We start from the raw sequence: 18,432 nt of genomic DNA, 5'->3' as shown, positions 1-18,432 counted from the left end.
ATTTTTCCGACTCCCCCTACGTCTACCTGAGAGCCCTCCCACGCCAAGCGCGTACCGGCATCTATCACTCAAGGAGACAGGCAATGACTTCCGTTTTCGACCGCGACGATATCCAGTTCCAGGTAGTGGTCAACCACGAAGAGCAATATTCCATCTGGCCCGACTACAAGGCCATCCCCAACGGCTGGCGCGCCGTGGGCAAGAGTGGCCTGAAGAAGGACTGCCTGGCCTACATCGATGAAGTGTGGACCGACATGCGCCCCTTGAGCCTGCGCCAGAAAATGGCCGAAGCCGCCGCCCAGTGACCACCCTCAACCTGCTGTGCCTGCCGTATTCCGGCGCCAGCGCGATGGTCTACAGCCGCTGGCGGCGCAAGCTGCCGGCCTGGCTGCAGGTGCGCCCGGTCGAGTTGCCCGGGCGCGGGGCGCGCATGGCCGAACCGCTGCAGACCGACCTGCAGGCCCTGGCCCGGCAACTGGCCGGCGAACAACGCCTGGCCACCGCCGCGCCCTATGCGCTGCTCGGCCATAGCCTGGGCGCGCTGCTGGCCTTCGAGCTGGCCCATGAGCTCAAGGCGCTGGGTTGCCCACCACCGCTGGCGCTCTTCGCCTGCGGCACCGCGGCGCCCACCCGGCGCGAGGGCTACGACGGCGAGAACTGGCGCGAGCCCAAGAGCGATGAGGCGCTGAAAAGCGAGTTGCGCACGCTCAACGGCACGCCGGAAGAAGTGCTGGCCAACGATGAGCTGATGAGCCTGACCCTGCCCATCCTGCGCGCAGATTTTCTGCTCTGCGGCCGTTATGCCTATCGCCAGCGGCCCACGCTGGGCTGCCCGCTGCACGTGCTCGGGGGTGACGCTGACCGCGCCAGCCAAGCGCAACTGCTGGCGTGGGGCAGGGAAACCCACGGCCATTTCTCGCTGCGCATGTTCCCCGGCGGCCACTTCTTCATCCATGAGCACGAGGACCCTGTGCTGGGCGAGCTGGTGGCAGCACTCGAGCCCCATCGCATGAGCGCCTGATTGACGTCGCCGCTTGCCTGGTGGACGCTAGGCGTTTTCCCAGGCAAGGGGCAGACAATGCTGATCGATCCTCACAAGGCCACGCTGCTGGTCGTCGACATCCAGGAAAAACTCATCGGCGCCATGAGCGACCCCGAGGGCACCCGTGCCCGCGCGCGCTGGTTGCTGGCGGCCTGCGCCGAGCTGGAACTGCCGACCGTGATTTCCGAACAGTACCCCAAGGGCCTGGGCCACACCCTGGCTGAACTGCTGGCGGTTGCGCCTGGCGCCGAGGTGGTCGAGAAAACCCATTTTTCCTGCGTGGCCGCCCAGTGCCTGCCCGCCAGCTTGATGGCGCGCGAACAGGTGATCGTCTGCGGCATGGAAACCCACGTCTGCGTGCTGCAGACCGTGCTCGGCCTGCTGGGCCTGGGCAAGCAGGTGTTCGTGGTGCAAGACGCATGCGACAGCCGCACCCCGGCCAACAAGGCCGCAGGCCTTGCGCGCATGGCCCAGGCGGGCGCACAGATCGTGACCCGCGAGATGGTGCTGTTCGAGCTGCTGGGCAGCGCCAGCCACCCGCAGTTTCGCCACATCAGCAAGGCCTACATGGTCGGTGAGCAGCCCTGAACGGCCGGCTAGTCGCGGCGGGCCTGATGGCCCTGGCGCTGCTGCAAGGTTGCGCCGGGCGGCGTGAGGAGGAGCCTGAGGCCGACCCCGCCAAGGTGCGTGCCCAGCTGCTGCGCCTGCTGCCGGCGCAGGCCAAGGACCGCGAAGGCTGGGCCAGGGACATCCAGCAGGCGTTCGAAGCCCAGCGCCTGGCGCCGAGCAAGAGCAACCTGTGCGCGGTGCTGGCGGTGACCGAGCAGGAATCGACCTTCAACGCCGACCCGCAGGTGCCCAACCTGGGCCGTATCGCCCGCGAGGAAATCGACCGTCGCGCCGCCAAGCTGCATGTGCCGCGCCTGCTGGTGGACGGTGCGCTGAACACGCAATCGGGCAATGGCAAGACCTACCAACAGCGTTTGCTCGCCGTGCGCAGCGAGAAAGAGCTGAGTGCGCTGTACGATGAATTCATCGCCCGCTTGCCGCTGGGCAAGACCTTGCTCGGCGGGCTCAACCCGGTGCACACGGGCGGGCCGATGCAGGTCAGCGTCGAGTTCGCCGAACAGCATGCCAAGGATTACCCCTACACCTACAGCGGCACGATTCGCCAGGAGGTGTTCTCCCGCCGAGGGGGCATGTACTTCGGCATCGCCCACTTGCTGGGTTACCCCGCGCACTATGAGCGCCAGCTTTATCGCTTCGCCGATTTCAATGCCGGTTGGTACGCGAGCCGCAATGCGGCGTTTCAGGCGGCGCTGAGCCAGGTGACTGGCGCAGGGCTGGCACTGGATGGCGACCTGATCGCGCCCGGGGCGATCATGCCGGGCACCACCGAGCAGGCGGCGCGCAAGCTGGGGGTGAAGCTGGGGTTGCGCAATACGCAGATTCGCAGCCAGCTTGAACTGGGTGACCGCCTGGCGTTCGAGGACAGCAAGCTGTACAGCGGGGTGTTTGCCCTGGCCGATGCGGCGGCGGGCAAGCCGCTGCCGCGGGCGGTGTTGCCGGGGATCGAGCTGAAGAGCCCGAAGATCACCCGCAAGCTGACCACCGCGTGGTTTGCCGGGCGGGTGGATGAGCGGTATCAGCGGTGCATGAAGCGCTAGCAGTCTGTACCGGCCCCATCGCCGGCGAGGGCACCATCACCCCTCGCGCAATGCCCCGACCACCTGCTCGACACTGGCCTTCAACCCCGCCACCGCATCTTCCGGGTCACTCTCCACCACCAGCAGCTTCGCCCCACTGGCCTTGATCACCTCAACCACCGCCGCCTCCGGCTGCCGATGGTCCAGCACCAGCGCCACGTCCTGATCCCTCAGGTTGTCAGCCAGCGCCTTGAGCGCCGCCGCGTCCCACTTGCCCTGCGCCGGCAGTGGCTGCTCCACCACATCCAGGTTCAACCCGCTGGCCAGATACCCCAAGCGCTCGGACAGGCTCACCACCGCCAGGTTGTCGGCCTGAGCCAGCTGGGTCTGGCTGTCAGCGGTCAACGCCAGCAGCTGGCGCTTCACCCCCGCCAGGTTGGCCTTGATCCGCGCCTGCTCGGCCGGCGCCAGGCGCTCCAGGTCATTGGCCAGCACATCGGCCATGCGCCCCAGATTGGTCGGGCTGAGCCACGGGTAGGCCGCGTAGGCATCGTCGCCGACCACCGCGATGCCCGGCAGCACGCCGTCCACCGGGCGCGCGGCATCGATCTCGACGATGCGGATGTTGCTGCGCCGGGCCAGCGGGTACAGCGGGTCATCACGCCAGATCGAACGCACGCCGATCACCGCATCGGCCTGCTGCGCAGCCTTGGCCAGGCTGGCCCCGCCGCGGCTGCTGAAGTAGGCTGGCTGGCGGCTGGCCGGCAGGTTGGCCGGCGCGGCGCGGGTGAGTTGCACCGAGGTGCCGGCGAGCAAGGCGCTGGCCAGGCTGTGGGTGACGGGCAGGGAGGCCAGCACTTGCGTGGCGCTGGCCAGCGTGGGCGCGCCGGCCAGGGCCAGCGCCAGGGTCAGTTGCTTGAGGTTCATGCCGGGTTTCCTTGCAGGCGTGGAACGAGGGCGCGGGCCAGGGCGGCGAGGGCGAAGCAGATGCCCGCCACCAGGATGATCGCGGCGCCGGAGGGCACCGGCAGGTCGAACATGATCGGCAGCAGGATGCCGAGCAAGGTGCTCAGCGTGGCGATCAGCACCGCGATGAAGAAGAAGCCCTTGAGCGACTGGCTGACCAGGCGTGCGGCGGCCGCCGGGATCACCAGCAAGGCCCCCACCAGGATGGCGCCAATCACCTTCACCGAGGCCACGGTCACCAGCGTCACCAGCACCACGAACAGGTAGTCCAGGGTTTTCACCGCCACCCCGCGCACGGCCGCCAGCTGCGGGTTGAAGCTGGCCAGCATGATGCGGTTGTACAAGGGCAGCGCCAACGCCAGCACCAGTACCGCGACGATGCCCAGCACCACCAGGTCCTGGCCGCTGACGGTCAGCACCGAGCCGAACAACACGTTCTCCAGGATGTGCACGTTGATCTTGCCGGCCAGCATCAGCAGCAGGCTCGCGCCCAGCGCCAGCGACACCGACAGAAACACCCCGATCAGCGTGTCCGGCGACAGCCCGGTGCGGTTGCGCAGGAAGTTGAGCACGATGCCGAACAGCAGGCAGTAGCCGAACAGGCTGCCGTAGGGGCCGGTGTAGGGCTCGCCGAGCAGGATGCCGATGGCAACGCCGGTGAGCGCGGCATGGCCGACGGCTTCGGAGAAGAAGGCAAAGCGCTTGACCACCACCAGGGTGCCCAGGCCGCCCAGCACCGGGCCGATCATCAGCCCGGCCAAAAGCGCGTTGATCACGAAACCGTAGGCCAGTGCCTCCGGCAGGTAGCCAGCATTGGCCCATTCCTGGACCAGTTGGCGGAATGCTTCATAGCTCATCAGGCGAGGCTCTCGCTGCGCGGGTGGACGGAGAACAGGCCGAGCAGGCGCTCGGGGGTGAGGGCCTGGGCAGGCGGGGCATCGAACAGTACCTGGCGGCTCAGCCCGGTGACCCGGTCGGCCAGGCGCATCACCGCTTGCAGGTCGTGCTCGATCCACAGCACGGTGGTGCCGGCCTGGCGCCAGCTGAGCAGCAGTTGCTCGAACACCTGGATGCCGGCTTCGTCGAGCGCCGACATCGGCTCGTCCAGCACCAGCAGTTGCGGCTCGGGAATCAGGCCCTGGGCCAGCAGCACGCGCTGGCGTTCGCCGCCGGACAGCGCACCCATGCGCCGCTTGCGCTTGTCGAGCATGCCCACCCGCGCCAGCGCCGCGTCGATCGCAGGTGCAACCCGGCGCGACAGGCCGAGGAACGCCGGGCGGCGCTGGCACATGGCGGCCATGAAATCGTCCACGGTCATCGGCAGGCCGCGGTCGAACTCCAGCGCCTGGGGCACGTAGCCGATTATTTGCTGGTCGGCGGGCCAGTGCAGGGTCAGTTGGCCCTGGTGCGGCATCTGCCCGAGCAGGGTCTTGATCAAGGAGCTCTTGCCGCCGCCATTGGGCCCGACGATGGCGTGCACGCTGCCGGGCGCGACGCTGAAACTCACCTGTTCGAGGATGCGCGTGCGGCCCAGGGTCAGCTCGATGCCGGCAAACTCGATGCGCGGGCCGTCGGGCACGGCGAGGTGGGCGGCGGCGGTCATGCGCGGTTCTCCTGGATGGCGCGGACCACGGTGTCGAGGTTGCGCTTCATCTCCACTTCGTACTTGTCCTTGGTGTATTCGCCGTAGGAAATGTGCGTCAGCGGGTACAGGCGCACGCCGGATTCACGCTGGATGGTTTCGACATAGGCCGAGGGAAAATCCATCTCCGAGAAGATCACCTTCACGTCCAGCGCCTTGAGCTGGTCGATGGTTTTCTTCAACTGCGCCGGGCTCGGCTCGATGCCGTGGGCGGGCTCGACCACGGCGGTCACCTCCAGGCCGAAGTCGCGCACCAGGTAGTCGTAGGCGGCGTGGATGGTGGCCACGCGGAAGGTCGCATCCGGGGCTTCGGTGACCTTGGCCAGGGCCTCGGCGCGCAGGGTGCGCAGGCGCTTGGCGTAGGCCCGGGCGTTCTGCGTATAGAACTTGGCGTTGGCCGGGTCGAGCTTGCCCAGCTCGCGGGCGATGTTGTTGACCTGGGCAATGGTGGTGCTGATCGACAGGAAGGTGTGCGGGTTGACCACCTTGCCGGCGCCGCGCGCGGCGATGCCGGTGGCCGCCAGCAGCGGCACGTTCTGGTTGGCCTCGATGGTGGCGACGCCGGGCTTTTCGCTGGCGGCGATCATGCGGTCGGCGAAGTCGTCATGGCCGACGCCGTTGAGCACCACCACATCCAGGGTGCCGATGCGCTTGATGTCTTCGGCGCGGGGCTCGTAGGCATGTGGGTTGAAGCCTGCGGGAATCAGCGGCACCACCTCGGCCTTGTCGCCGACGATATTGCTCACGTAGCTGTAGTAAGGGTGCAGGGTGATGCCGATGCGCAGGGGTTTGCCGGTATCGGCCAGGGCCAGCACGGGGAAGGCGCAGGCCAGCAGCAGGGCGAGGGCGGAGCGGAACATGGCGGGAATCCTTGGGTTCAATGACGGTGTTGGCGGGTGACCCCGGCGTCGTAATGGCTGACCACCTGTTGCCAGCCGGCGGCGATCAGCGCGGCCTGGCCAAGGTCGTCCGGGGCCATGGCGGCGCTGTCGCGGCGCAGCCACACATCGGCCTCGGCGCTGCCGTCGCCCGGCAGGATCAACAGGAAACTGCCGGCCACCTGCGGCGCCTGGCTGCGGCCGAGGTAGGCGCCAAGCGGCAACCAGGCCCATTGGTGGGCGCCGCGGCTCTGGCTGCCGGCGTCCTCCACGAACGGCGGCAGGCCTTCCTCGGCCAGCATGGCCACGCTGGGCACGGCGGCGGCTTCGTCACGCATCAGCTGGATCTCGTCGAACGCCACCCGCAGGTCGGTGTAGATGCCCTGTTCGGCGGCGCTGAGGTCGCGGCGGGCGTCGATCTGGTGGCTGGCGATGGGCTGCTGGTCGTCGCGCTCGCCACGCAGCAGCACCACCGAGGCGGCGAGGGCGAGGATCAGCAGGCTGACCAGCAGCACATAGAGGGTTTCGTGCCCGGCACCGGCGGGGCGTACCACCTGGGTACGGCTGGGGGCCTGGGCACTCATGGTTGGGCGATGTCGGCGTAGTCGACTTCCACCACGTGCCCGGGGCCGGCGTCGAACAGCACGTAGAATTCGCCGTCCGGGCGCTTGAAGGTCAAGCTCGAGTCTTCGCCCAGCTTGCCGCCGACCAGCACTTGCTCGTCGTAGCCGATCACATCCAGGGTCACCCCCGGCGCGCCGCTGCCATCGGAGAAGCCGCCGGTGCACCTGACCTGGCCGCCAGCGACCTCCTGGCATTCGCACATCGGGTTGTGGGCTAGCGCCGGGCCTGCGGCCAGGGCCAGCAGGGGCAGGGCGAGGGTGCGCAGCAGGTAGTTCATTTCTTGCCTCCTTGTTGTTCGAGCCAGGCCACGGTGGCGGGGGATGCCTTGGCCAGCGGGACCGACGCCTGGTGCAGGCTGCCGTCCCAGCCCTCGACGGTGATCCACACCTCGGCGTCGGGCCGGGTGCGCGGTGGAATCGGCAGGTTGGTGCCCATGCGATACGGCGCGCCGAAGAAGATGGTGCCGGCGGCGCGCAGGCTGCGTGGCTTGCCGATGCGCAGGTAGACGGCCTTGACCTCGCCGACGCAGGCCTTGCACAGGGCGGCGTTGAAGGCCTTGAAGTGGCCTGCCGGGCCGTCGGCGCGGGGGGCTTCGTTGCGCAGCTCGGCAAGGTCCAGGCGGTACGGGCCGACCTGGATGTCGTTGACCGGGTTCACCCCCAGGCCGGCATCGCCGCGAAACAGCGCGGCATCGGCAAAGTACTTGGGCATGAAGCCCAGCGGGATGAGGATCAGCAGGATGTTGAGGTGAAAGCGCCACTTCAGCCACCACTGCTTGAGCGGGCTGGCGGGCAGGGGCTGGGCCTGGCTCATGGGCGGATCTCCACGGTGGTTTCACGGCGCGCCTGGCGCGGTGCGCGTTCGCTGCGCTTGAGGGCGGCGGCGGTGGCCTGGGCGGTGCGCTTGGTCCAGATCAGCAGGCCGCTGAACACCATCAGGGTCAGCACCAGGCCGAAGAAGAACCAGATCAGCTTGATCGGCAGGCCGCCGAAGTCGCCGGTGTGCAGCGGGCGCATCGATTCGGTGACGAACTCCAGGGCGCTGCGGTCGCTGATCACGAACTGGCTGTCGACGTTGCGGGTATAGGGGTTGACGTTGGCGCTCTGGAACATCAGCGGATACCAACCCGGCCCGCTGAGGGTGATATGGCTGTAGGCGGTGGCCGGCAGCACCACGGCGTTGATGTCCAGCCCCGGCACCGCCAGCCCGGCCAGGCGCGCCGCTTCATCCACGTCGATGCGTGGCGCCGGGCTGCCATCGGCCGTTTGCGGCACCTCTTCGCGGGCGATGACCGGGGCCACCGGCTCGCTGGAGATGGAAATCTGGTTGTCGAAGAGGATGGCCTGGATCAGGAACCAGGTGCCGGTGATGGAGATGACCGCGATGAACCAGATCGACCAGACCCCGGCCAGGCGATGCAGGTCACCCCAGAAGATGCGCGAACCGTGCCCGGTGCGTACCGGCTTGAAGAAGCCCTTCCAGAACTTCTTGTACACCACCAGCCCCGTTACCAGCGACGCCAGCATCGGCAGCCCGAGCATCGACACCAGGTACCAGCCCCAGCTGAAGCCGTTGGTGAACGGCACCAGCCACCAGCCGTGCAGGGCGCGGGTGAAGGCCTCGAAGTTGAAGTCCGGGACCTTGCCCTGGATCGCCCCGCTGTAGGGGTTCACATAGAGCGTGGGGCTGCTGCCGTCGGGGTAGGTCACGCCGGCGGTGATGGCGAAGTGCGAGCCGTCGGGCTGGCGCAGCGAGCGCACCGCCATGTCGGGCTCGGCCTTGTGCAAGGCGTCGAGCACCTGCTGGAAGCTCAGGCGTTCGGCGCTGTCGTCTGGCTTGCTGGCCCGCACATCCGGGTTGGCCAGCCAGACGATCTCCTGGCTGACCACCGCGAGCATGCCGGTGAAGCAGACGATCAGCACGAAGAACCAGATCGGCAGGGCGAGCCAGCTGTGCACCAGGAACCACAGCCTGGACTTGGATTTTTTCGGGGTTTTGGCCATCGGTCGTCTTCTGAAAATAAGGGTCGAGCACAGGCCCAACCACTGGGGCTGCATATCTAAAGGACGAATGAGAATCAAAAACCCGACAATTCAAGTGCAAGCAAATGTTTCAGGGCGCAAAAAGGCCGGCAGGGTGCAGGGCACCTTGCCGGCCATTGTTTGCCCTAAAACTCAGGCGCTGGTCAGGGCGACCGGGGCTTGCACGGCGCCGTGCTGGCGGGCCAGGTCGTGGTAGAGCGCCTGACCGATCTCGGCGGCGCGCGATGGCAGTACCGACAGCAGGGTGTCGCTCAGACCATGGCTGCTTTCGCAGAAACCTTGCAGGTACACCGAGGCCTGCAGCTCGGGGCTGGCGAGCACGCGGTAGTTGCGATCGACGCTGAAGTCTTCCAGGTAGCCTTGCAGCGGTGCCAGCAGGTCGCGGTGCGAGCGGCGCTCGTAGCCGGTGGCGAGAATCACGGCGTCGTAGCGGTGGGTCTGCTGCTGGCCGGTGGCCAAGTCGCGCAGGGTCAGCTCGATGCCCTCGCGGGTTGCCACCACGGCCTCCACCTGGCGGCGGCAGAGCACGTTGTGGCGGAACTGGTGGGCGACCTTCTGGCGGTAGAGGATGCCGTAGATGCGCTCGATCAGGTCCAGGTCGACCACCGAATAGTTGGTGTTGTGGTACTCGCCCAGCAACTTGGCGCGCTGGTCGGCCGGCTCGTTGTAGACCAGGTCGGTGTAGTCCGGCGAGAAGATCTCGTTGACGAACGGGCTGTCATCGGCCGGCTTGAGCGCCGAGCCGCGCAGCACCATGTCGACCTTCACCGACGGGTAGCTGTCGTTGAGGTCGATGAACGCTTCGGCGGCGCTCTGGCCTGAGCCGATCACCGCGATGCGCATCGGCTTGCCCTGGGTGCAGGGCAGCTTGTTCAGGCTGCTCAGGTACTGGGAGTGGTGGAACACCCGCGGGTCGTCCTTGAACGCGCCGAATTTCTCCGGAATCTTTGGCGTGCCGCCGGTGCCGACCACCACCGAACGGGTGCGCCGGCTGTATTCGCGGCCCTGGCCATCGCGCGACACCAGGCGCAGGTGCTCGATGCGGCCGGCTTTCACTTCCGGCTCGATGCGCAGCACCTGCTCGCCATACACCGCCTGGGTGGCGAAGTGCTCGGCGGCCCAGCGCAGGTAGTCGTTGTACTCCAGGCGGCAGGGGTAGAAGGTGCCGAGGTTGATGAAGTCGGCCAGGCGCTGCTTCTGGTGCAGGTAGTTGACGAAGCTGTAGGGGCTGGTGGGGTTGCGCAGCGACACCAGGTCTTTGAGGAAGGAGATCTGCAGCTCGCTCTGGGTGGCCAGGGTTTCGCCGTGCCAGCGGTATTCCTGCTGCTTGTCGATGAACAGCGCGTCGAGGGCGTGGCCCTGGCTCTGGGCGAGTTCTTCCAGGGCGATGGCCAAGGCCAGGTTGGAAGGGCCGAAGCCCACGCCGATCAGGTCTTTGATGGTTTCCGGGTGCGAAGACTGGCTCATGGCTGCGATTCCATAATGGTCGAATGTGGACGCCCGCCGGGGCTCCGGCTCCTGCGTAGGTACATGGGTTGAAACGAGCCAGGGGGTGGGGAATTTACTGGCGGGCCAGGTACCGCCTGGCCGCTGGCGCTAAAGGTCAGCGCGTGGCGGCCGATAGGGAGGTCGATGCAAGGACCATTTCAACGCAGGGACAAACACATGGTAGGTATCGCAGCGGTAACCATCAGCAACGCACCCGCCGCCACGGCAGCGGTGGCCAGCGAAGCGGACAAGGCCGAAGAAAGCCAGGGCACGGCCGTTCAGGCGGACACTTCGAAACTGCGCGGCAGTGGCCAGGCGCAGGGCGCCCAGGGCAGCGAAGAAAGCAGCGAGCCGGCGCACATCAAGCAGTTGCGCGAAATGATCAAGCGGCTGCAGCAGCAGTTGGTCGAGGAGCAGAAGCAGCTGGCCGACCTGATGGCGCGGAAAATGGATGAAACATCCAAGATGGCGGCGGTAACGGGCAAGCAGGCGAGCATTGCCACGCTCAATGGCGAGATCATGCAGGCTACTGCGCAGTTGCTCGAAGCCTTGCAGAAGACCGGCGGCAGCAGTGCCGGCGGGATGGTCAGCACCCAGGCCTGAGGCCTTGCTTGACCGTTTGTAGGAGCGGCCTTGTGTCGCGAAAGGGTCGCGGAGCGGCCCCAGGATTTCAGTGGCCCCAAGATTTCAGTGGCCCTGAGATTGCTGGGGCCGCTTCGCAGCCCTTTCGCGACACAAGGCCGCTCCTACAGGCGACCGGGTCTTACTCGGTGGCCAGGCGGCCCTTGTTCTGGCGGTCCGACTTGTACTGCATCGCCACCGCTGGCGCAGGCTTAGTCGCGCCAGTCTCCAGCCACTGGCGCATGCGGCTGGCGTCGGCGAAGTGGGTGTACTTGCCAAAGGCGTCGAGGATCACCATCGCCACCGGGCGGTTGTCCATCCGGGTCAGCAGCACCAGGCAGTGGCCCGCTTCATTGGTGAAGCCGGTCTTGGTCAGCTTGATGTCCCAGTTGCTCTTGTTCACCAGGTGGTCGGTATTGCGGAAACCCAGCGTGTAGTTGGGTTTGCGGAACGCCACGGTCTTTTCGCGGGTGGTCGACAGCTCGCTCAGCATCGGATACTTGCGCGAAGCCATCAGCAGCTTGCCGAGGTCACGGGCGGTGGACACGTTCTGCGTCGACAGGCCGGTGGGCTCGATGTAGCGGGTGTGGCTCATGCCCAGGCTGCGGGCCTTGGCGTTCATCGCCTTGATAAAGGCCGGGTAGCCGCCTGGGTAGTGGTTGGCCAGGGTGGTGGCGGCGCGGTTTTCCGACGACATCAGGGTAATCAGCAAGGTTTCGCGGCGGTTCAGCTCGCTGCCCAGGCGCACCCGCGAATACACGCCTTTCATGTCCGGGTTGTTGGCGATGGTCATGGTGAGCATCTCATCCATGGGCAGCTTGGCGTCCAGCACCACCATCGCCGTCATCAGCTTGGTCACCGAGGCAATCGGCACCACGCGGTCGGCGTGGCTGGAATACAGTTCCTGGTTGGTGTTCAGGTCGATCAGCAAGGCACTGCCGGAAGCCAGGTGCAGCTTGCTGGGGTCGCGCTGAACCTGTGCTGGGGGTTGTGCAGCAGCGGTCGACGGAAGGGTCGCGGTACCTGTGAGCAACAGCAACAGGCTGAGGATGGACAGGGATGTTTTCACGTTGAGGCTCACTAAAGGTTGGTATGTCGTTGGCTGTGCAAGGGTTTTCCCCCAAAAAACGCTCGCATTCTGGAGTATGGCTGAACGCCTGTCGATTGCTCGTTGAGCCAGCCCTTGGAAATGAAAAAAGCTTCATGCTGTAACGGTTATCCCGCCGCCGTTCGTCGGTTCGTGCGGGCAAAAAAAGACCCGCCATAGGGCGGGTCGCAAAGGGCGTAGGGAGCAACGCACAACAAATTCGGTCAAGCGAGCAGGCTACCGGCCTGCAGTTGTTCAGCCAGGGCTTGGGCCGAGGCGCGGGTAGCCAGCGGGCCGCTTACGGCTTCGCCGTTGCGCACCAGGTACCAGCATGCCAGCAGCCCCTGCTCACGCAGTGTGGTGGGGACGGCACTGCCGATGACGGACATGATCTGAATAGTGGCCATGGGGGACCTCCTGTGAAACATGGCCCTACCTTACGCAGCAGCCTTACCGGTTTGAAATCAACTTGTTCAATAGTGCTCATCAGTATTTTCTACGGTCACCAGCGCGGCGGGCCGTAATACACCCGCGGCGGGTAGTAGGCGCGGTAGACCGGGGGCGGCGGCGCCGGCACGTAGTAGGGCTGGTAGTACACCGGCGGCGGCGGTGGCGCCTGCACGTACACCGGGGGCGGCCCGTAGTAGGCCGGTTGCTGCTGCACATACACGGTGCGGTCGTGGCCGGCGCTGACCGTCGCCCCGACCACGGCCCCGACCACCGCGGCGCCGAGCAGCGGGCCCGGGCCATACCAGCCACCACCGCCACCGTGGGCGTTGGCTTGCCCGCTGATGGCCAGGGCACCGACCAGCAGGGCGATTCCGGGGATAAGGCGGTTCATGAGACGTCCTCGCAAGAAACCCCACGCTTGGGGCCCTATTACTATGACTCTGGGCTCTGTCAGCTGAGCACAGGGGAACGGTAAAGGTTGTGTAAGGGGCGACCAGCGGTTGCCTCTGTTACGCTGAACAAACGTTTCAGTCATGAGAAAGGAGCAGGTTATGGCCACAACTCCCAGCAGAGACACGGTGCTGTGCATCTCCCTGGCCGGCCGGCCCGGCACCTTTGGCGTGCGCTTTCATAACCACCTCTATGAGCAGCTGGGCCTGGACTATTACTACAAGGCCATGACCACCGACGACCTCCCGGCTGCCGTGGCCGGCATCCGTGCGCTGGGCATCCGGGGCTGCGGGGTGTCGATGCCGTACAAGGAGGCCTGCATGGCATTGGTCGATGAAATCGACCCCTCTGCGGCGGCGATCGAGTCGGTCAACACGCTGGTCAACACCGATGGCCATCTCAAGGCCTACAACACCGACTACCTGGCGGTGCGGCACTTGCTCGAGCAGCACCAGGTCGACCCGGCCACCGCGTTTGCCCTGCGTGGCAGTGGCGGGATGGCCAAGGCGGTGGCCAGTGCCTTGCGCGATGCGGGGTTCGAGGAAGGTGTGATCGTGGCGCGCAACGAGCAGGCTGGGCGGCAGTTGGCCGATGTCTGCGGCTATCGCTGGGTGGCCGAGCTGGGTGACCTGTGCCCGCCGATGCTGGTGAACGTGACGCCGATTGGCATGGCGGGTGGCCAGGAAGCTGAACACCTGGCATTCAGCGAGCAGGCCATTGCCGCTGCCGAGCGCGTGTTCGATGTGGTGGCGATGCCGGCGCAGACGCCGCTGATTCGGCGTGCACAGGCGTTGGGCAAGCCGGTGATCACCGGGCTTGAGGTGATTGCCTTGCAGGCGCTGGAGCAGTTCGTGCTGTACACCGGTGTGCGGCCGACGGCGCAGCAGGTCGAGGCAGCGGTGGCGTTCGCGCGGGCGGGGTAGGTTGCTTTTGAGGGCCCCATCGCCGGCAAACCGGCTCCCACAATACCTGTGGGAGCCGGCTTGCCGGCGATGGGGCCCTCAAAGCGGATCAGAAGGCTTTGTGCCCCTTGTCCAACTGCTCATCCACCAACGCTCGGCCGTGGGCCAGCGACACATGCTGGGCATTCTCGAGGTCGGAGAAGAACTTCATCGGTATCGAAATGCGCCTGCTGGTGTGCCCTTCAGGGTCGGTGATCAGGCAGCCGGCGGCATAGGGCAGGGGAGAATCGGGGTGGGGCATCACGGCGGCGGTGATGGTGTGGTCGCGGTATTCACAGTGCAGGGATTGCATCGTCCTTACCTCGCTGTGGCTATGAAGCGCTTACCTTCATATACCACAGCGAAGGGCCGCAAGTTCCCGGCCCGACGAGCGCGAGCGGGTAGGCGTCAGCCCTTGAGCTCGGTTGGCTGGATCACTTCGACCCAGTAGCCGTCGGGGTCTTTGACGAAGGCCAGGTGGTTCATGCGGCCATCGGCCAGGCGCTTCTGGAACGGCACGTTGAGCGCCTCGAAGCGGGCGCAGGCTTCACGCACGTCCGGCACCGAGATGCAGATGTGGCCGAAACCGCGCGGGTCGGTGTTGCCGTTGTGGTAGGCGAACTCGGCGTCGTTTTCGGTGCCGTGGTTGTGGGTCAGCTCCAGTACGCCGGGGATGGATTTCATCCACTGGTGGCGGGCGGCGTCGTCGGCAGGGATCTGCGCCGGGTCGACCAGGGCCAGGAAGTACAGGCTGAAGGCCGCTTCCGGGAAGTCGCGCTTGTCGACCAGGCGGAAACCCAGCACGCGGGTGTAGAAGTCCAGCGATTTCTCGATGTCCTTGACCCGCAGCATGGTGTGGTTGAAGACGAACTGGGCGGTGGCGGCGTCAGGTTGGGCGGTAACGCCCGGCAGGGTGTGCAGATCGTGCAGGCTCATGGGTACTCCAGAGACGGGGCTGGCCGCGCGGCCAGCGGAACAGACAGGTGGGCCATGATACGGCAGTGAAGCGATTGCGCAAATGAAAGCGCCCTGCACGAGAGCAGGGCGCTGGAATTAGAGGCCCGCATGTGCGGGCGCGTGATGGGGTCGCTAGTCCTTTAGCTGTTTCGATACTGCTGCAGTGCTTGTGAAAAAAGTGTGAAGCAGGTGTTGACGTTTCATCAGCGTACCCAGCTTTCCACCTTCGCCGCACCGTACTGTTCCTTCCAGGCCTTCAGGCCGCGGTGGTTGCCGCCTTTGGTCTCGATCAGTTCGCCCGTATGGGGGTTTTCGTACACTTTCACCACGCGGGGCCTGCGTGTCTGTTTTGGCGCACTGGCCGTGCTGCGGGTCGCGGCTTTCGGATCCAGGATGGCGATGATATCGCGCAGACTTTTGTCATAGCTTTTCATCAGGCCGACTAGTTTCTGCTCGAATTCGATTTCGCGTTTGAGGCCGGCATCCTTTTTCAGCGCCTCCAGTTGCGCCATTTGTTCCTGGAGCGCTTTTTCGGCAGCACGAAACTCTGCAAGTCTGGACACTGTAATCACTCCTGTACGTCTACCGTGGCAGGGCGTGACGAACATTGAAGACAAATAACGCCGGCCACGCGGGTGGGTCATACTGTTCGCTGGTATCGAGTGTAGACACTTGTGGCAGGCCGGTAAACCGCAAACTTTTTCAAGTAACTTGGGAACTTTGCTAGTTTTTCGAGCGGTAAATTCGCGGTTTTTTGCGGCCCTGCGGGCGGGGCACTAGACCATGGTCCAATGGCCCGCAGTAGAGCATCTGCGCGATCATTTCAGATGATGGCCGGCGACTGTTCGGCCATCTCGCATCCGTGCCCCTTGAGTGTGCATCGGATTTGTTTTTCTGCCTTTTGTTCTGGATGTTCCCTCGCATGTTTGCCCCTTTTCCTCTCGCCCCCGGGCGCCGTGTTGCCGGCCTGTTGCTGTTGTGTGCCGGTGCCCAGGCCCAGGCCGCCGGTTTCCTTGAAGACAGTACTGCCAAGGTCGAAGCGCGCACGGTCTATTTCAACCGGGATTTTCGTGACGGCCACAGCAGTTCCAGCCAAGGCGCGTCCAAGCGCGAAGAAGCGGCGCAAGGTTTCATTCTGAATGTCCAGTCGGGTTATACCCAAGGCCCGGTCGGTTTTGGTATCGATGCACTGGGCATGTTGGGTTTCAAACTCGACTCCAGCCCCGCCGACAGTAACAGCGGCTTGTTGCCGTCTTCCGGGCATGACCCGCGGCACTCCGAAGACCAGTACGCGAAGATGGGCCTGGCGGCCAAGGCCAAGGTTTCCAATACCGTGTTCAAGTACGGCTCGATGATGCCGGATGTTCCACTGTTGAAATACAACGATGGCCGCCTGCTGCCGACCATGTTCCATGGCGCCATGCTCACCTCCGAAGAAGTCAAGGACCTCAAGTTCACCCTGGCCCGGCTGAACCAGTACACGGCGCGTGACTCCACCGACCGCCAGGACATTCGCGTGCACTGCAAGAACAAGCGCTATGCCTGCGACATCGAAGCGGACCACTTCGACCTGGCCGGCCTGGACTACCGCTTCAATGACCGCTTCAGTGCCCAGTACCAGGTGTCCAAGCTCGAGAACATCTACCGCCAGCACTTCCTCGGCTTCGTCGCCAGCCAGCCGCTTGCGGTGGGCAGCCTGTCGGCCGACCTGCGCCTGATCAAGAGCGACGACATCGGCAACGCCCGTGCCGGCGAGATCGACCACCGCGCCTTCAGCGGCATGCTCGGCTACAGCCTGGGCGGCCACAAGATCAGCGCCGGCTGGCAGCGCATGTACGGCGAAAGCGCCATGCCGTATCTGGATGGCACCAACCCGTACCTGGTCAACTACGCCCAGGTCAACGACTTCGCCGCCGCCCAGGAACGCTCCTGGCAGCTGCGCTACGACTACGACTTCAAGGCCCTCGGCGTGCCTGGCCTGACCTTCTTCACCCGCTACATCAACGGCGACCATATCAAGGTCCCGGGCAGCAACGACGAAGGCAAGGAATGGGAACGCGACACCGAGTTCAAGTATCAGGTACAGAGCGGCACCTTCAAGGATGTCAGCGTGCGCCTGCGTAACTCCACCTACCGCAGCAACTACGAGAAGTGGGCGCGGGACATGGACGAAACGCGGGTCATCGTCAGCTACAACTTCTCGATCTTCTAAGCGCGTTTTGCCAAACCCGGGCGGGCGGCCGACAATGGCCGCTGGTTCCCTTGCAGGGTAAGGCAATGAAACAGCTGCTGCTGATCGGCATCGGGCCGGGTGACCCGCGCCAGGTGACGTTCGAGGCCGTGGACGCGCTGCGCCGCGCCACGGTGTTCTTCGTGCTCGACAAGGGCAATGCCAAGGACGAGCTGGTACGCCTGCGCAAGGCCATCCTCGAGCGCTACTGCGCCGAGGGCGGCTATCGCCTGGTGCAGGTGGCCGACCCGCAGCGCGATGCCGAGGCGGCGGATTACCTGCAGGCCGTGCAGGACTGGCATCGCCAGCGCGCCGCCCTGTACGCCCAGCTGATCGATGAAGAACTGGGCGCCGAGGACATCGGCGCCTTTTTGCTGTGGGGCGAACCGGGCCTGTATGACAGCACCTTGCGCATTCTCGACCTGGTCCGCGAGCGCGGTGTTGCCCTGCGTCTGCAGGTGATACCGGGTATCAGCAGCGTGCAGGCGCTGGCGGCGCGGCACCAGGTCCCCCTCAACCGCATCGGCGAGCCGCTGACCGTGCTGCCTGGGCGGCGCCTGGGCGAGCAGGGGGTGATCGACAATGTGGTGGTGATGCTCGATGGGCAGGGGGCATTCGCCGAGCTCGACGACCCGGGTTTGGTGATTTACTGGGGGGCTTACCTGGGCACGGCGGACGAAGTGCTGATTGCCGGGCCGCTGCAGGCGGTGAAAGCGCAGATTGTGCAGGTGCGCGAAGCGCTGAGGGCGCGCAAGGGGTGGATCATGGATACCTACCTGTTGCGCCGGGAGCTGTAGGGAATGTACTGGCCCTATCGCCGGCAAGCCGGCTCCCACAGCCTTTGTGGGAGCCGGCTTGCCGGCGATAGGGCCACAGGCGAATTCAGGGCGTACCGAGAATCCCCACCACTTTTTCACGCAACTGCTCGATGCTGAACGGCTTGCCGATCATGTGCATCCCTTCGGGCACGTTCAAGCTCTCGGCATAGCCGCTGGCGAACAGCACCGGCAGCACCGGGCGCAGCGCCCGGGCCTTGGCCGCCAGCTCTTCGCCGCGCATGTCCGGCAGGCCCACGTCGGTCATCAGCAGGGCCAGGGGCTGGTTGGGGTCTTCGAGAATGCGCAGGGCACTCGTGGCGTTTTCCGCTTCGATGGCCTTGTAGCCCAATTCGTCGAGCACTTCGACCATCAGCATGCGAACGATGTCGTCGTCTTCGACTACCAGAAGGTGCATGGTTTGTATCCTGTAGAAAAAGGCATGTCTCTATTCTGTTCGCAATGCGGTGACAGAAGTTCCCGAGGATACCGACCATCACAATTGAAGGGAACGATTCGTGCAAGCAACCTTCAAATACTGGCTAAATGCCCT

Annotated in this window: 24 protein-coding genes; 8 read left to right on the top strand and 16 right to left on the bottom strand. The window is 65.3% G+C overall.

The features are described from left to right. Window positions 1–83: 83 nt before the first annotated feature. Genes L6D75_RS19965 through L6D75_RS19950 form a run of 4 tightly spaced genes read left to right on the top strand, consistent with a single transcriptional unit; the run spans window position 84 to window position 2,709 of the window. Entirely contained in the window at window positions 84–305 is a 222-nt protein-coding gene (locus tag L6D75_RS19965) for an MbtH family protein (protein ID WP_003256222.1), read from the top strand. Next, window positions 302–1,021 (top strand): thioesterase II family protein, encoded by a 720-nt coding sequence (locus L6D75_RS19960; RefSeq protein WP_176511910.1) that lies wholly within the window; start codon window positions 302–304, stop codon window positions 1,019–1,021. The genes L6D75_RS19965 and L6D75_RS19960 overlap by 4 nt, the downstream gene beginning before the upstream one ends. A gap of 57 nt (window positions 1,022–1,078) precedes the next feature. Next, window positions 1,079–1,630, top strand: coding sequence for a hydrolase (locus L6D75_RS19955; protein ID WP_176511911.1), 552 nt, complete (start codon window positions 1,079–1,081; stop codon window positions 1,628–1,630). 26 nt (window positions 1,631–1,656) lie between these two features. Next, complete coding sequence (locus L6D75_RS19950; protein ID WP_176511912.1) at window positions 1,657–2,709, top strand: DUF1615 domain-containing protein; 1,053 nt, start codon at window positions 1,657–1,659, stop codon at window positions 2,707–2,709. A 36-nt stretch (window positions 2,710–2,745) separates the two neighbouring features. Here the strand turns inward: L6D75_RS19950 and L6D75_RS19945 are convergent, their stop codons facing one another. The 9 genes from L6D75_RS19945 to L6D75_RS19905 form a co-directional block, all read right to left on the bottom strand. Beyond that, window positions 2,746–3,615 (bottom strand): metal ABC transporter solute-binding protein, Zn/Mn family, encoded by an 870-nt coding sequence (locus L6D75_RS19945; protein WP_176511913.1) that lies wholly within the window; start codon window positions 3,613–3,615, stop codon window positions 2,746–2,748. Then, window positions 3,612–4,511 (bottom strand): metal ABC transporter permease, encoded by a 900-nt coding sequence (locus tag L6D75_RS19940; RefSeq protein WP_176511914.1) that lies wholly within the window; start codon window positions 4,509–4,511, stop codon window positions 3,612–3,614. The genes L6D75_RS19945 and L6D75_RS19940 overlap by 4 nt, the downstream gene beginning before the upstream one ends. Next, complete coding sequence (locus tag L6D75_RS19935) at window positions 4,511–5,257, bottom strand: metal ABC transporter ATP-binding protein (RefSeq protein WP_176511915.1); 747 nt, start codon at window positions 5,255–5,257, stop codon at window positions 4,511–4,513. Before L6D75_RS19935 ends, L6D75_RS19940 begins: the two co-directional genes overlap by 1 nt. Next, window positions 5,254–6,156, bottom strand: coding sequence for a metal ABC transporter substrate-binding protein (locus L6D75_RS19930; RefSeq protein WP_176511916.1), 903 nt, complete (start codon window positions 6,154–6,156; stop codon window positions 5,254–5,256). The genes L6D75_RS19935 and L6D75_RS19930 overlap by 4 nt, the downstream gene beginning before the upstream one ends. Before the next feature lie 17 nt (window positions 6,157–6,173). Next, entirely contained in the window at window positions 6,174–6,758 is a 585-nt protein-coding gene (locus tag L6D75_RS19925) for a DUF6162 family protein (RefSeq protein WP_176511917.1), read from the bottom strand. Next, the gene (locus tag L6D75_RS19920; RefSeq protein ID WP_176511918.1) at window positions 6,755–7,075 is read right to left on the bottom strand and encodes a hypothetical protein; all 321 of its coding nucleotides are present in this window, start codon (window positions 7,073–7,075) and stop codon (window positions 6,755–6,757) included. Before L6D75_RS19920 ends, L6D75_RS19925 begins: the two co-directional genes overlap by 4 nt. Further along, the gene (locus tag L6D75_RS19915) at window positions 7,072–7,611 is read right to left on the bottom strand and encodes a thiamine pyrophosphate-binding protein (protein ID WP_176511919.1); all 540 of its coding nucleotides are present in this window, start codon (window positions 7,609–7,611) and stop codon (window positions 7,072–7,074) included. Before L6D75_RS19915 ends, L6D75_RS19920 begins: the two co-directional genes overlap by 4 nt. After that, window positions 7,608–8,801 carry a PepSY-associated TM helix domain-containing protein gene (locus L6D75_RS19910; protein WP_176511920.1) on the bottom strand — a complete coding sequence of 398 codons (1,194 nt, stop codon included), beginning with the start codon at window positions 8,799–8,801 and terminating at the stop codon, window positions 7,608–7,610. The genes L6D75_RS19915 and L6D75_RS19910 overlap by 4 nt, the downstream gene beginning before the upstream one ends. Before the next feature lie 171 nt (window positions 8,802–8,972). After that, a complete protein-coding gene (locus L6D75_RS19905; RefSeq protein ID WP_176511921.1) occupies window positions 8,973–10,307 on the bottom strand; it encodes a lysine N(6)-hydroxylase/L-ornithine N(5)-oxygenase family protein in 1,335 nt (444 codons plus the stop codon). Window positions 10,308–10,505: 198 nt separating this feature from the next. On the opposite strand from L6D75_RS19905, the gene L6D75_RS19900 reads away from it, so the two are divergent. Next, the gene (locus tag L6D75_RS19900; protein WP_176511922.1) at window positions 10,506–10,931 is read left to right on the top strand and encodes a kinetochore Spc7 family protein; all 426 of its coding nucleotides are present in this window, start codon (window positions 10,506–10,508) and stop codon (window positions 10,929–10,931) included. A 160-nt stretch (window positions 10,932–11,091) separates the two neighbouring features. On the opposite strand, the gene pbpG is transcribed toward L6D75_RS19900, so the two are convergent. From pbpG to L6D75_RS19885, 3 genes are all read right to left on the bottom strand, one after another. Beyond that, window positions 11,092–12,018, bottom strand: coding sequence for a D-alanyl-D-alanine endopeptidase (pbpG, locus tag L6D75_RS19895; protein WP_176511923.1), 927 nt, complete (start codon window positions 12,016–12,018; stop codon window positions 11,092–11,094). Window positions 12,019–12,260: 242 nt separating this feature from the next. Next, window positions 12,261–12,443, bottom strand: coding sequence for a hypothetical protein (locus L6D75_RS19890; protein ID WP_176511924.1), 183 nt, complete (start codon window positions 12,441–12,443; stop codon window positions 12,261–12,263). Window positions 12,444–12,538: 95 nt separating this feature from the next. After that, the gene (locus L6D75_RS19885; protein ID WP_176511925.1) at window positions 12,539–12,877 is read right to left on the bottom strand and encodes a hypothetical protein; all 339 of its coding nucleotides are present in this window, start codon (window positions 12,875–12,877) and stop codon (window positions 12,539–12,541) included. Window positions 12,878–13,037: 160 nt separating this feature from the next. Here L6D75_RS19885 and L6D75_RS19880 point away from each other — a divergent pair, with 160 nt between their 5' ends. Then, entirely contained in the window at window positions 13,038–13,859 is an 822-nt protein-coding gene (locus L6D75_RS19880; RefSeq protein ID WP_176511926.1) for a shikimate 5-dehydrogenase, read from the top strand. Window positions 13,860–13,947: 88 nt separating this feature from the next. Here L6D75_RS19880 and L6D75_RS19875 read toward each other — a convergent pair whose 3' ends face one another. The 3 genes from L6D75_RS19875 to L6D75_RS19865 all read right to left on the bottom strand — a co-directional run bounded on the left by L6D75_RS19875 (window position 13,948) and on the right by L6D75_RS19865 (window position 15,397). Continuing rightward, window positions 13,948–14,190: a hypothetical protein gene (locus L6D75_RS19875; RefSeq protein WP_176511927.1), complete on the bottom strand. Its 243-nt coding sequence runs from the start codon at window positions 14,188–14,190 to the stop codon at window positions 13,948–13,950. Window positions 14,191–14,285: 95 nt separating this feature from the next. Further along, a complete protein-coding gene (gene gloA, locus L6D75_RS19870; protein ID WP_176511928.1) occupies window positions 14,286–14,813 on the bottom strand; it encodes a lactoylglutathione lyase in 528 nt (175 codons plus the stop codon). A 224-nt stretch (window positions 14,814–15,037) separates the two neighbouring features. Continuing rightward, window positions 15,038–15,397, bottom strand: a complete 360-nt coding sequence (locus L6D75_RS19865; protein ID WP_176511929.1) for a histone-like nucleoid-structuring protein, MvaT/MvaU family — start codon at window positions 15,395–15,397, stop codon at window positions 15,038–15,040. A gap of 359 nt (window positions 15,398–15,756) precedes the next feature. On the opposite strand from L6D75_RS19865, the gene L6D75_RS19860 reads away from it, so the two are divergent. Together L6D75_RS19860 and cobF are read left to right on the top strand one after the other, a co-directional pair. Beyond that, entirely contained in the window at window positions 15,757–17,046 is a 1,290-nt protein-coding gene (locus tag L6D75_RS19860; RefSeq protein ID WP_176511930.1) for an OprD family porin, read from the top strand. Between the two features lie 65 nt (window positions 17,047–17,111). Beyond that, a complete protein-coding gene (cobF, locus tag L6D75_RS19855) occupies window positions 17,112–17,861 on the top strand; it encodes a precorrin-6A synthase (deacetylating) (protein ID WP_176511931.1) in 750 nt (249 codons plus the stop codon). An 85-nt stretch (window positions 17,862–17,946) separates the two neighbouring features. Here cobF and L6D75_RS19850 read toward each other — a convergent pair whose 3' ends face one another. Then, window positions 17,947–18,297 (bottom strand): response regulator, encoded by a 351-nt coding sequence (locus tag L6D75_RS19850; protein WP_176511932.1) that lies wholly within the window; start codon window positions 18,295–18,297, stop codon window positions 17,947–17,949. Window positions 18,298–18,432: the final 135 nt, after the last annotated feature.

The organism is Pseudomonas faucium, assembly GCF_021602585.1.
Taxonomy (GTDB): Bacteria; Pseudomonadota; Gammaproteobacteria; order Pseudomonadales; family Pseudomonadaceae; genus Aquipseudomonas; species Aquipseudomonas faucium.
This window is presented reverse-complemented; position numbering and strand designations above follow the sequence as displayed.